8 protein-coding genes are annotated in these 13,176 nt (G+C 62.6%); 4 read left to right on the forward strand and 4 right to left on the reverse strand.

From position 1 onward, the window contains the following. Nucleotides 1-33 precede the first annotated feature (33 nt). From CQW31_RS24405 to CQW31_RS31010, 3 genes are all read right to left on the reverse strand, one after another. On the reverse strand, nt 34-870 hold the full coding sequence (locus tag CQW31_RS24405; RefSeq protein WP_099815588.1) for a 23S rRNA (adenine(2030)-N(6))-methyltransferase RlmJ: 837 nt from the start codon (nt 868-870) through the stop codon (nt 34-36). A 106-nt stretch (nt 871-976) separates the two neighbouring features. Next, nucleotides 977-2,455, reverse strand: a complete 1,479-nt coding sequence (putP, locus tag CQW31_RS24410; protein ID WP_099815589.1) for a sodium/proline symporter PutP — start codon at nt 2,453-2,455, stop codon at nt 977-979. Nucleotides 2,456-2,561: 106 nt separating this feature from the next. Beyond that, nucleotides 2,562-2,744, reverse strand: coding sequence for a hypothetical protein (locus tag CQW31_RS31010; RefSeq protein ID WP_143524253.1), 183 nt, complete (start codon nt 2,742-2,744; stop codon nt 2,562-2,564). Between the two features lie 68 nt (nt 2,745-2,812). Here CQW31_RS31010 and putA point away from each other — a divergent pair, with 68 nt between their 5' ends. After that, nucleotides 2,813-6,766: a trifunctional transcriptional regulator/proline dehydrogenase/L-glutamate gamma-semialdehyde dehydrogenase gene (gene putA / locus CQW31_RS24415; protein WP_099815590.1), complete on the forward strand. Its 3,954-nt coding sequence runs from the start codon at nt 2,813-2,815 to the stop codon at nt 6,764-6,766. A gap of 378 nt (nt 6,767-7,144) precedes the next feature. On the opposite strand, the gene CQW31_RS24425 is transcribed toward putA, so the two are convergent. Further along, a complete protein-coding gene (locus CQW31_RS24425) occupies nt 7,145-7,603 on the reverse strand; it encodes a hypothetical protein (RefSeq protein WP_249342234.1) in 459 nt (152 codons plus the stop codon). An 898-nt stretch (nt 7,604-8,501) separates the two neighbouring features. Between CQW31_RS24425 and CQW31_RS24430 the strand changes: the two genes are divergently transcribed. Genes CQW31_RS24430 through CQW31_RS24440 form a run of 3 tightly spaced genes read left to right on the forward strand, consistent with a single transcriptional unit; the run spans nt 8,502 to nt 13,097 of the window. Next, on the forward strand, nt 8,502-10,304 hold the full coding sequence (locus CQW31_RS24430) for an acyl-CoA dehydrogenase (RefSeq protein WP_099815591.1): 1,803 nt from the start codon (nt 8,502-8,504) through the stop codon (nt 10,302-10,304). A gap of 31 nt (nt 10,305-10,335) precedes the next feature. Continuing rightward, entirely contained in the window at nt 10,336-11,778 is a 1,443-nt protein-coding gene (locus CQW31_RS24435; protein ID WP_099815592.1) for a TldD/PmbA family protein, read from the forward strand. Beyond that, nucleotides 11,778-13,097 (forward strand): TldD/PmbA family protein, encoded by a 1,320-nt coding sequence (locus tag CQW31_RS24440; protein WP_099815593.1) that lies wholly within the window; start codon nt 11,778-11,780, stop codon nt 13,095-13,097. Before CQW31_RS24435 ends, CQW31_RS24440 begins: the two co-directional genes overlap by 1 nt. Nucleotides 13,098-13,176 lie beyond the last annotated feature (79 nt).

The following is a 13,176-nucleotide window of genomic DNA, read 5'->3' on the forward strand; positions in this document are numbered from 1 at the left end:
AGCCCGCTCCCACAAGGGACTTGTAGCGCCTGGTTACTCGGCGATCAGCCAGTCCATGCGGAAGCTGCCTGCCGTCTGCGCCAGCTCCTTGGCCAGCCACGGCAGCAATTCGCGCAGTTCTTCTTCCAGCCCCCAAGGCGGGTTGGCGATGGCCAGGCCCGAGCCGTTGAGGCCCTGCGGACTGTCCTGATGATGCACATACAGCTCGACCCGCAGCAGCTTTGGCGCGCCGGTGCTGGTCAGGTCCTGGTAGAAGCGGGTCAGCGAGCGCTGGTCCTTGATCGGATACCAGATGGCCACGACGGTCTGGCGCATGCGACCGATCGCTTCCTTCATCGAGGTGGTGCAGCGCTTGAGTTCGTCTGCCTGCTCGAACGGCGGGTCGATCAGCATGATGGCGCGCTTCTCCTGCACGGGCAGCAGGGCACGCGGGACATGCCAGCCTTCACCCAGGTGCACGGCCACTCGCGGGTCTTTCTTCATGTTCTCTTTGAGCAGCGGCCCGTCTTCCGGATGCTTCTCATTGAGCAGAGCACGATCCTGCTGGCGCATCAGGCGACGGGCCAGCTCGGGTGAACCCGGGTAGTAGCGCAGCTCACCGTCGGTATTCAGACGCTTGATGATGCGCAGGTAGTCGGCGGCCATGGCCGGCAGGTCATCCCGGTTCCACAGGCGGGCGACGCCTTCCAGGTACTCGCCGGTACGGGTGGCCTGATCGCCTTGCAAGTCGTACAGACCGAGGCCGGCATGGGTGTCGATGTAGGCGAACGGCTGCTCCTTGCGCGACATCAGGGCGATCAGGCGGGTCAGCACGATATGTTTGAGGACGTCGGCATGGTTGCCGGCATGGAAGGCGTGACGATAGTTCATGGCAACTCCTGCGGGGCTGGCAAGTTTACCTTGCCTTGCAGGCGGAGTCAGGCCTGACTGCTGATCGGCGGCACCCACAAAGCAGGTGCCACCGAATCAACGGGAATTACTTGTCGGCGTGATACGCCGCATCAGCGGCTTCGAAGCGCTGCACCATCGCCTGCGACGGGCGGCCCAGCTTGCTCACCAGAACGATGGCAATGCTGGCGAACAAGAAGCCTGGAATGATTTCGTACAGGCCGAGCGTGTCGAAGTTCTTCCACAGGATCACCGTCAACGCACCCACCACGATACCCGCCAGCGCACCGTTACGGGTCATGCCTTTCCACAGCACAGAAATCAGTACTACCGGGCCAAAAGCGGCACCGAAGCCGGCCCAGGCGTAAGCCACCAGGCCCAGCACGCGGTTTTCCGGGTTGGCCGCCATGGCAATGGCAATCAGGGCCACGGCCAGCACCATCAGGCGGCCGACCCACACCAGCTCACCCTGCGAAGCATTCTTGCGCAGGAAGGCCTTGTAGAAGTCTTCGGTCAGGGCACTGGAGCAGACCAGCAGCTGGCAGCTCAGGGTGCTCATCACCGCCGCCAGGATGGCCGACAGTAGCACACCGGCGACCCACGGGTTGAACAGGATCTTGGCCAGCTCGATGAATACGCGCTCATGGTTCTCGGTGACCGGGCCCGCCAGGTCAGGGTGCGCCGAGAAGTAGGCGATGCCGAAGAAGCCCACGGCGCAGGTACCCGCCAGGCACAGGATCATCCAGGTCATGGAGATGCGACGGGCGTTGGCGATCGACTTCACCGAGTCGGCGGCCATGAAGCGCGCCAGGATGTGCGGCTGGCCGAAGTAGCCCAGGCCCCAGCCCATCAGCGAGATGATGCCAACGAAGGTGGCGCCCTTGAGCATGTCGAAGTTGGCCGGGTTCTGCGCTTCGATGGCCAGGAAGGTGGTATCGAAGCCCCCCGTGGAGATCAACACGATCACCGGCGTGAGGATCAGCGCGAAAATCATCAGCGAGGCCTGTACGGTGTCGGTCCAGCTCACCGCCAGGAAGCCACCGACGAAGGTGTAGGCGATGGTCGCCGCGGCACCGGCCCACAGGGCGGTCTCATACGACATGCCGAAGGTGCTTTCGAACAGTCGGGCACCGGCTACGATGCCGGAGGCGCAATAGATAGTGAAGAACACCAGGATCACAATCGCCGAGATGATCCGCAGCAAGCCACTTTGGTCTTCGAAGCGGCTGGAGAAATAGTCCGGCAGGGTCAACGCATCGCCATTGTGCTCGGTCTGCACACGCAGACGGCCAGCGACGAACAGCCAGTTCAGGTAGGCACCGACGGTCAGGCCGATGGCAATCCAGGCCTCGGAAAGGCCGGAGAAATAGATGGCGCCCGGCAGCCCCATGAGCAGCCAGCCGCTCATGTCGGAAGCACCGGCAGAGAGTGCAGTGACCACACTCCCCAGGCTGCGACCGCCGAGGATGTAGTCGGAAAGGTTGTTGGTGGAGCGATAGGCCGCGAAACCGATCAGCACCATTGCCGCGATGTAGATCACGAAGGTGATCGTTAGTGGATTGCCCATGCGTGTGCCCTGGCGTTTGTTTTTATCTCATGCGCAACCTTCTTGACGACGGTTGCACCCAGGCGGCGAATGCTATGCAACAACGCAAAGGCGGTGCAACCATTTTTCATTTGCCAGTTGCACCCGCTCGGGCAGTTTCGGAAAAATCCGATTTTTTGCTTCTTTTGGGAGCAAAAAAGGTCTCTACAATAAGAAAATGCACCGTAATGGTTTCTTTTTGGCCTGTAGGAAACTCCGCCAGACGAGTTGCACCTTTTCCTCGGAAAAATGGGGTTGCACCTGGTTGCACCCGAAATCACCTACAGCTAATCTTGGCGCAGCTTAAGCCACACCCGTGGCAATAACGAGGATAAGAAATTGGCGACGACCACCCTTGGGGTCAAACTTGATGACCCGACCCGTGAGCGACTCAAAGCAGCTGCGCAGTCCATCGACCGCACGCCGCACTGGTTGATCAAGCAAGCGATCTTCAATTACCTGGAGAAGCTCGAGGGTGGCGCCACCCTGACCGAACTCAACGGTCACGCCAGCAACCTGGCCGATGACGCTGGCGAAGTCCAGCCAGACCACAGCCACCAGTGCTTCCTCGAATTTGCCGAGAGCATCCTGCCGCAGTCGGTGCTGCGCTCGGCGATCACCGCCGCCTACCGCCGCCCCGAGCAGGAAGTCGTGCCGATGCTGCTGGAGCAGGCGCGCTTGAGCGCCCCGCTGGCCGAAGCCACCAACAAGCTCGCCGCGGGTATCGCCGAAAAGCTACGTAACCAGAAGAGTGCTGGCGGCCGTGCCGGCATCGTTCAGGGCCTGCTCCAAGAGTTTTCCCTGTCTTCCCAGGAAGGCGTCGCCCTGATGTGCCTGGCCGAAGCCTTGCTGCGCATCCCTGACAAAGGTACCCGCGACGCCCTGATTCGCGACAAGATCAGCAACGGCAACTGGCAGCCGCACCTCGGCAATAGCCCGTCGCTGTTCGTCAACGCTGCGACCTGGGGCCTGCTGCTGACCGGCAAGCTGGTCTCCACCCATAATGAAGCCGGCCTTACCTCCTCGCTCACCCGCATCATCGGCAAGAGCGGCGAGCCGATGATCCGCAAGGGTGTCGACATGGCCATGCGCCTGATGGGCGAGCAGTTCGTCACTGGCGAAACCATCGCAGAGGCCCTGGCCAACGCCAGCCGCTTCGAAGCCAAAGGCTTCCGTTATTCCTATGACATGCTCGGCGAAGCCGCACTGACCGAGCATGATGCACAGAAGTACCTGGCGTCCTACGAGCAGGCGATTCACTCGATCGGCAAGGCCTCCCATGGCCGCGGCATCTATGAGGGCCCAGGCATCTCGATCAAGCTGTCGGCGCTCCACCCACGCTACAGCCGGGCCCAGTACGAGCGCGTGATGGAAGAGCTGTACCCGCGTCTGCTGTCGCTGACCCTGCTGGCCAAGCAATATGACATCGGCCTGAACATCGACGCCGAAGAGGCCGACCGCCTGGAATTGTCCCTCGACCTGCTCGAGCGCCTGTGCTTCGAGCCGGCCCTGGCGGGCTGGAACGGTATCGGCTTCGTCATCCAGGCCTATCAGAAGCGCTGCCCGTACGTGATCGACTATGTCATCGACCTGGCCAAGCGCAGCCGCCACCGCCTGATGATCCGCCTGGTGAAAGGCGCCTACTGGGACAGCGAGATCAAGCGTGCCCAAGTCGAAGGCCTGGAAGGCTACCCGGTCTACACCCGCAAGGTGTACACCGACGTGTCCTACGTCGCCTGCGCCCGCAAGCTGCTGGCCGTGCCGGAAGCCATCTACCCGCAGTTCGCCACCCACAACGCTCACACGCTGTCGGCCATCTACCACATCGCTGGCCAGAACTATTACCCGGGTCAGTACGAGTTCCAGTGCCTGCACGGCATGGGCGAGCCGCTCTACGAACAGGTCGTAGGCAAGGTCGCCGACGGCAAGCTGAACCGTCCGTGCCGCGTGTACGCGCCAGTCGGCACCCATGAAACCCTGCTGGCCTACCTGGTCCGCCGTCTGCTGGAAAACGGCGCCAACACCTCGTTCGTCAACCGCATCGCCGACCACTCGATTTCGATCCAGGAACTGGTCGCCGACCCGGTCGCCAGCATCGAACGCATGGGCACCCAGGAAGGTAGCATCGGCCTGCCACACCCACGCATCCCGCTGCCGCGTGAACTGTATGGCAACGAGCGCGCCAATTCGGCCGGCATCGACATGGCCAACGAACACCGCCTGGCATCGCTGTCCTGCGCCATGCTGGCCACTGCCAACAATGATTGGAAAGCCACGCCGATGCTGGCCTGCACCGCCAGCGAAGCCGCTGCCGTGCCGGTTCTGAACCCGGCCGATCATCGCGACGTGGTCGGTCACGTGCAGGAAGCCACCGTTGCCGATGTCGACAATGCCATTCAGTGCGCGCTGAACGCTGCCCCTATCTGGCAAGCCACCCCACCTGCCGAGCGTGCCGCGATCCTTGAGCGCACCGCAGACCTGATGGAAGCAGAGATCCAGCCGTTGATGGGCCTGCTCATCCGCGAGGCTGGCAAGACCTTTGCCAACGCCATCGCCGAAGTGCGCGAAGCCGTGGACTTCCTGCGCTACTACGCGGTGCAGGCACGCAACGACTTCAGCAACGACGCCCACCGCCCGCTGGGCCCGGTGGTGTGCATCAGCCCGTGGAACTTCCCGCTGGCGATCTTCACCGGCCAGGTTGCCGCCGCCCTGGCGGCCGGCAACCCGGTACTGGCCAAACCTGCCGAACAGACCCCACTGATCGCCGCTCAGGCCGTGCGCCTGCTGCTGGAGGCCGGTATTCCGGAAGGGGTGCTGCAACTGCTGCCAGGCCGCGGCGAAACCGTCGGTGCCGGCCTGGTCGGTGACGAGCGCGTCAAGGGCGTGATGTTCACCGGCTCCACCGAAGTTGCCCGCCTGCTCCAGCGTAATGTCGCTGGCCGCCTGGACAACCAGGGCAGGCCGATCCCGCTGATCGCCGAAACCGGCGGCCAGAACGCCATGATCGTCGACTCCTCGGCACTGACCGAGCAGGTGGTGATCGACGTGGTGTCCTCGGCCTTCGATAGCGCCGGCCAGCGCTGCTCGGCACTGCGCGTACTTTGCCTGCAGGAAGACTCCGCCGACCGCGTGATCGAGATGCTCAAGGGCGCCATGGCCGAAAGCCGCCTGGGCTGCCCGGACCGCCTGGCCGTGGACATCGGCCCGGTGATCGACGCAGAAGCCAAGGCCGGTATCGAGAAGCATATCCAGGGCATGCGCGAGAAAGGCCGCACGGTCTACCAAGTCGCAATCGCCGACGCGGCCGAGATCAAGCGTGGCACCTTCGTCATGCCAACCCTGATCGAACTGGACAGTTTCGACGAACTGAAACGTGAAATCTTTGGCCCGGTGCTGCACGTGGTGCGCTACAACCGCCGCAACCTGGACCAGCTGATCGAGCAGATCAACGCGTCCGGGTATGGCCTGACCCTTGGCGTGCACACCCGCATCGACGAGACCATCGCCAAGGTGGTGGAGACTGCCAACGCCGGCAACATGTACGTCAACCGCAACATCGTTGGCGCCGTGGTCGGTGTGCAGCCGTTCGGTGGTGAAGGCCTGTCCGGCACCGGCCCGAAAGCCGGCGGCCCACTGTACCTGTACCGCCTGCTGTCGACCCGCCCGGCCGACGCCATTGGCCGCCACTTCCAGCAGCAGGATGGCGAAGGCCAGCCGGACCGTACCCTGCACGACCAGCTGATCAAGCCGCTGCACGCGCTCAAGGCCTGGGCCGAGAGCAACCAGCACGCCGACCTGGCCGCCCTGTGCAGCCAGTTCGCCGGCCAGTCGCAGAGCGGCATCGCCCGCTTGCTGCCAGGCCCGACCGGTGAGCGCAACACCTATACCATCCTGCCGCGCGAGCACGTGCTGTGCCTGGCGGACAACGAGGCCGACCTGCTGGCACAGTTCGCTGCCGTGCTGGCAGTGGGCAGCTCGGCAGTGTGGGCTGACAGCGAGCCAGGCAAGACCCTGCGCGGCCGCCTGCCACGCGAGCTGCAGGCCAAGGTCAAGCTGGTGGCGGACTGGAACAAGGATGACGTAGCGTTCGACGCCGTGATCCACCATGGCGACTCCGACCAGCTGCGTGGCGTGTGCCAGCAGGTGGCCAAGCGTGCCGGGGCGATCGTTGGCGTGCACGGGCTGTCCAGCGGCGACCACCAGATTGCCCTGGAGCGCCTGGTGATCGAGCGGGCGGTAAGTGTGAACACGGCGGCGGCGGGTGGTAACGCCAGCCTGATGACCATTGGCTGACGCCATGAGTTGTTGATGAATAAGGAGAGCTTCGGCTCTCCTTTTTTCATGGGTGCATGTCTTGAGGGAGTATCAAGGCTGACAGGTGCATGCCTTGGTTCTTTCAGCGCCTATGAGATCGAGCGCCGCCCGCGCGGCGCATCGCGGGCAAGCCCGCTCCCACATCTGTTTCGGGCCAATCTCTCCTATGAAGCCAACAGGGACCGCCTTGTTTGTTCCCTTCGATATTGAGGTGGGCGCAACTGCTTTTCATCGATCTAATGCCATGCACCAAGGCGGGTCCTGTTGGCGGGACAGGAGTAACTGGCCCGAAACAAATGTGGGAGCGGGCTTGCCCGCGATGCGCCGCGCGGGCGGCGCCACCCTCCCATACCCCCATTAGCGCTTAAGTTGACACTTCAACGGACTAACCTGACGACACAACCACCATAGACTCCAACCTTTGATGACCTCTGAAGATAACAGCAATCCCCCCCACACCCAATTATTGACTTCAGCCGTGATCATCGGCAGAACCAAGATTGCCGAAATTGACGGAACAATAAAGAAATATCTAAATGGCAACTGCATCATCGCCAAATAGACAACCCACTTTTTCCGTGCATAAAAACCGATGCACGAGACAGCTACCGAGCCCTGCAAAACCAGACCGGTCCATATCAGCGCTTCCGGCCCCTCCCAGATACGCATAACATCAAGGCCACTTTTAAAATCCGACCAGAACGGCACACCTCCACGGGCGGCGCTCCGCAGAGAATACAAACAGATGTAAAACGCATCCATGCCAGCCCAAACCAAGTATAAAATTTGCTGCAGCCTAGCCTTTGACTCAGTCAATATGCACCTTCCCGAAACTCATATACCTCGTTAGCCACCACAGGGCGCCAATGCCAAGACTGGCCACTTATCGCCCAATCATCACTAGCCTCGACAAAGTACTGCGTTGTTCTCCGCACAGTCCCATAGCGGTGCACTGTCGACAACCTGGCGAAATCACATTCACTAGCTTTTAACGGCACCCACCTCTGACTCACAACGCGCCTGGTATTGGCATAGTCTTTACCCTCGCTTGCAAAAAGACGCCCTTCGTCACCCCGTGAAGATAAGAAATTTGCCGCGAAGGCTACACTGGACCAGAGTCGATCTGCATCAATACTAAAAGTGCTCCATTTACCAGGCCCCGCAGCCTCCGTATATCTACTTTCATGCAGTTGACAGTCAGTTTTTGATTGCGCCCACTTCAACGAGGGATAACACGCCACGTCAATGGGATAGCGTACCTCCTCGCGAACAAGAAACCATCTCCCCTCACCCACCAATTTCGAAGCGCGCTCTATTTCATCGCCGAGCAATGCTCGCCCCACAGGCAAACTACAATCTCCAAGAAATTCGCTCAGCCCCCGCAGCTGAGTATTTCTCTGCAGTAAGTCTCGGACTACGAACTGGGCAAAGAAGGGATCTTCAATCCTGCTAATTTCTTCTTTCCAAACATCGCGCGACTGACAAATTCTATCCACAGGGCTTCCTTCCTAGCAAAGAACAACATCTACCTCTTTTTTCAGTGCTATGGTTGCAGGAGCTTTCCTTAAAGCGTGTAGGCATATCCCTATTTGGGGAGGGCTGGTGGGAGCTTCTGCCACCTAGATGACTTACTCATCATCACCCATGCTTATAAACCTGCCCTTCACTTCATTATTCCGCCAGACTCGCAGCACCCCGCCTCAGGAACGCGACCATGCTCGAGACCCTGCTCAGCCCCCGCAACCTGGCCTTCGAACTCTACGAAGTCCTCGACGCCGAAGCCCTGACCCAGCGCCCGCGCTTTGCCGATCACAGCCGCGAAACCTTCGATGCGGCGCTCACTACCGCGCGCACCATCGCCGAAAAGTACTTCGCCCCGCACAACCGCAAGGCCGACGAAAACGAGCCGCGCTACGTGGACGGCCGCGCCGAACTGATCCCTGAGGTGAAGCCCGCCGTCGACGCCTTTCTCGAAGCCGGCTTCCTCAACGCCAACCGCGATTTCGACGTCGGCGGCATGCAACTGCCCAGCCTGGTCTCACAGGCCTGTTTCGCCCACTTCCAGGCGGCCAACGCCGGCACCACGGCCTACCCTTTCCTGACCATGGGCGCAGCCAACCTGATCGAGAGCTTCGGCACCGAGGAACAGAAGCGTCTGTACCTGCAGCCGATGATCGAAGGCCGCTACTTCGGCACCATGGCGCTGACCGAGCCCCATGCCGGTTCGTCGCTGGCCGATATCCGCACCCGCGCCGAACCCGCTGGCGATGGCACTTACCGGCTCAAGGGCAACAAGATCTTCATCTCTGGCGGCGACCACGAGCTATCGGAAAACATCGTGCACATGGTGCTGGCCAAGCTGCCGGACGCACCGCCCGGCGTTAAAGGCATTTCTCTGTTCATCGTGCCCAAGTACCTGGTCAACCAGGACGGTAGCCGTGGCCCGCGCAACGACGTGCTGCTGGCCGGGCTGTTCCACAAGATGGGCTGGCGCGGCACCACGTCCACCGCGCTGAACTTCGGCGACAACGGCCAGTGCGTCGGCTACCTGGTCGGCCAGCCGCACCAGGGCCTGGCGTGCATGTTCCAGATGATGAACGAGGCGCGCATCGGCGTCGGCATGGGCGCGGTGATGCTCGGCTACGCCGGCTACCTCTACTCCCTGGAGTACGCTCGCCAGCGGCCGCAGGGCCGCCTGGTGGACAACAAAGATCCGCAGAGCCCGGCGGTGCCGATCATCGAGCACACCGATGTGAAGCGCATGCTGTTGGCGCAGAAAGCCTACGTGGAGGGCGCCTTCGACCTGGGCCTGTATGCCGCACGACTCTTCGATGATACCCACACCTCCAGCGACGAAAGCACCCGCAAGCAGGCCCAGGAGTTGCTCGACCTGCTGACCCCGATCGTCAAGTCCTGGCCCTCGGCCTTCTGCCTCAAGGCCAACGAACTGGCGATCCAGATTCTCGGCGGCCACGGCTACACCCGCGAGTATCCGGTGGAGCAGTACTACCGTGACAACCGCCTGAACCCGATCCACGAAGGCACCGAGGGCATCCAGTCGCTTGACCTGCTGGGCCGCAAGCTGGCGCAGAACAACGGTGCCGGCCTCAAGCAGCTGATCCGCCTGATCGCCACCACTGCCGAACGCGCCAGCCATCACCCCAACCTCGACCCGCTACGCCAGCCGCTGGAGCAACTGGTCAGCCGGCTGCAATCGGTAACCCTGGCGCTGCTTGGCGATCTGGCCCAGGGCAAGGTCGCTGGCGCATTGGCCAATTCCGCCCTGTACCTCAAGGTCTTCGGCCACTGCGTGATCGGCTGGCGCTGGCTGGAACAGGCCATCCATGCCGAACTTGGAGTGCTCAACGGCAACGCCGCCGACCGCGACTTCTACCAGGGCAAGCTGCAGGCCGCGCGTTATTTCCTGACCTGGGAAATCCCCGCCTGCCATAATGACCTGGCATTGCTCGAGGCACGCGACGACACCTGCCTCACCATGCAAGACGGGTGGTTCTAGGGGGAGCCACCGTGAAAACGGAGGCTTCCAGATGTTCGATTCCAGCGCCCTGCTGCGCCAGCGCTTTGCTGCGCTGCGCAGTACGGCCGAGTTGTTTTCCCTGCGCCATGTGAAGCAGTCGCACCAGGCGCTTTCGGTTCGCCGCAATGTTGCTGAGCCGCCCGTCTTCAGCCACGACGAGGGCGCCATGCTCACGGTGCGGGTCAATGGCGTGGAAGCCTATGCAGCCACCGCCGACCTGTCACAGGCCGGCCTGCAACGGGCACTGGATCAGGCCGAGGCACTGGCCCGACAAATCGCCCCGTTCAGCCTGCTCGACCTGCGCGAACAGCCAGCGACCAATGCTCGCCACGACCACATTTCACCCAACTTCGACCAGCCGGTACCCAGCCTTGCCGATTGCCTTGGCCTGCTCGCCGCCGAATCGGCCAGCGTGCCCAAGGACAGCCGCCTGGTGGACTGGCAGGCGAGCCTGGGCCTGAGCCTGGTCGAGCAGACCTACCTGAACTCGGCTGGCGCCGAACTGCGCCATGCCCAGCGCTTCCTGTTCCCGGGCCTGAGCGTTACCGCCAGCGACGGCCAGGACAGCCAGAGCCGCAGCCTGGGCCGCGACAACTTCGGCCAGCAAGGGGGTTTCGAAATCGTCGAGCGCTGTGGTCTGGTCGGCGCGGCCCGTCAGGTCGCCGATGACGCCTTGCAACTGCTGCTGGCACCCAACACCCCTGGCGGCGCGCGCGACCTGCTGCTGATGCCCGACCAGATGATGCTGCAGATCCACGAGTCCATCGGCCACCCGCTGGAGATGGACCGCATACTCGGCGACGAGCGCAATTACGCCGGCACCAGTTTCGTCAAAGCCAGCGATTTCGGCCACCTGCAATACGGCTCCTGCCTGCTTAACGTGACCTTCGACCCGACCATCGGCGAAGAGCTGGCCAGCTACAGCTTCGATGATGACGGGACCGCTGCCAGCAAGCAGTTCCTGATCCGCGATGGCCTGCTGCTGCGCCCGTTGGGGGGCGCCCTGTCGCAGTTCCGCTCAGGCCTGGATGGGGTTGCCAACAGCCGTGCCTGCGGCTGGAACCGCGCACCAATCGACCGCATGGCCAACCTCAATATCGAACCGGGCGACCAGTCCCTCGACCAGCTGATCCAGGGCATCGAGCACGGCATCCTGATGCGCACCAACCGCTCCTGGTCCATCGACGATGCGCGCAACAAGTTCCAGTTCGGCTGCGAATGGGGCCAGCTGATCGAGGATGGCGAGCTCAAGGGCATCGTCAAGAACCCTAACTACCGCGGCATCTCCGCACAGTTCTGGCGCAACCTCACGGCGGTCGGCGACCGCAGCACCTTTCAGGTCCTCGGTACGCCCAACTGTGGCAAGGGCGAACCCAACCAGGTGGTACGGGTCGGGCATGCCTCACCCGCCTGCGTGTTCCGCCAGATCGATGTATTCGGAGGAGACGCCTGATGAAACCGGTTTTCGAAGCCCTGCTCGCGGATGTGCGCCACGCCCTGCAAGCCGACGAGCAATTCACCCTCGGCTACAGTGCAGAACAGTCGCAATTCGTGCGTTTCAACCACGCCAAGGTGCGCCAGGCCGGCGAAGTCAGCCAGGCCAGCGCGCAACTGCGGTTGATCCGCGATGGCCGTCAGGCGGAGCAGCAGGTGACCCTGAGCGGCGACGCGCAACTTGACCGGCAACGCCTGATCGCTGCCCTGGAGCAGTTGCGCCAGACCCTACCATTGCTGGCCATCGACCCGTACCTGCGCCTGGACGAAAGCGCATGGCACAGCCACAGCCAGCAGGAGCAGCCGTTGCCCGCCATGAGCGAAGTACTGGCCCTGCTCGAACGCGAGGCCGGCGACCTGGACCTGGTCGGCATCTATGCCGCCGGCCCGATCTGCCGGGGTTTTGCCAGCTCGTTCGGGGCCATTGGCTGGCACCAGGCCAACAGTTTCAACGTCGACTGGAGCCTGTTCCACAAAAACGGTGAGGCGGTGAAGGCCAATTATGCCGGCCAACGCTGGAGCGCCGATGACTTCGCTGCCCGCTTGCGCCTGGCACGGGAACAGCTGAGCTTCCTGGGCCGCCCGGCAGTGACCCTCAAGCCCGGCAGCTACCGCGCCTACCTGGCACCTGCGGCCATGGACGAAATCGCCGGCATGCTCTGCTGGGGTGGTTTTTCCGCACAGGCGCTGGCCACCGGCAACAGTGCCCTGCAGCGCCTGTACAATGGCGATGCGCAACTGCACCCGATGGTCAGTTTCAGCGAGCAGGTCAGCGGCTCGCTGAGCCCGGCATTCTCCGACGAGGGCTCGCCGCGCCTGGATGTGCCGTTGATCCAGCAGGGTAACGCAATGCAGCGGCTGGTCAGTGCCCGCAGCGCAGCGGAATTCGAGTTGCGGGCCAATGGCGCCGACAGCTACGAGTCGCCGTGCGCGCTGAGCCTGGCGCCGGGCAACTTGCCGAACGAGCAGATCCTTGAGCGGCTCGGCACCGGACTGTATATCAGCAACCTGTGGTACCTGAACTACTCTGACCTGCCAGCGGCGCGCATGACCGGGCTGACCCGTTTCGCCACTTTCTGGGTGGAGAACGGCGAGATTCAGGGGCCGGTGAGCACCATGCGCTTCGATGACAGCCTGTACAGCCTGCTCGGCAGCCAACTGGAGGATCTGACCCGCGAACGCGAGATGATCCTGTCGACCAGCACCTATGGGCAGCGCAGTACCGGGTCGAGTCATTTGCCGGGGGCGCTGGTCAAAGGGCTGACCTTGACATTGTGATTTGCCTTGCCGGCCTCTTCGCGGGCACGCCCGCTCCCACAGATGTGATGCGCTACCTGTGGGAGCGGGCATGCCCGCG

Source organism: Pseudomonas sp. 382 (genome assembly GCF_002759075.1).
In the GTDB taxonomy this organism is placed as follows: Bacteria; Pseudomonadota; Gammaproteobacteria; order Pseudomonadales; family Pseudomonadaceae; genus Aquipseudomonas; species Aquipseudomonas vlassakiae.

Coding starts and splice junctions, on each gene's coding strand:
- CQW31_RS24405 (WP_099815588.1), bottom strand. CDS start 870: ATGAACTATCGTCACGCCTTCCATGCCGGCAACCATGCCGACGTCCTC.
- putP (WP_099815589.1), bottom strand. CDS start 2,455: ATGGGCAATCCACTAACGATCACCTTCGTGATCTACATCGCGGCAATG.
- CQW31_RS24430 (WP_099815591.1), top strand. CDS start 8,502: ATGCTCGAGACCCTGCTCAGCCCCCGCAACCTGGCCTTCGAACTCTAC.
- CQW31_RS24435 (WP_099815592.1), top strand. CDS start 10,336: ATGTTCGATTCCAGCGCCCTGCTGCGCCAGCGCTTTGCTGCGCTGCGC.
- CQW31_RS24440 (WP_099815593.1), top strand. CDS start 11,778: ATGAAACCGGTTTTCGAAGCCCTGCTCGCGGATGTGCGCCACGCCCTG.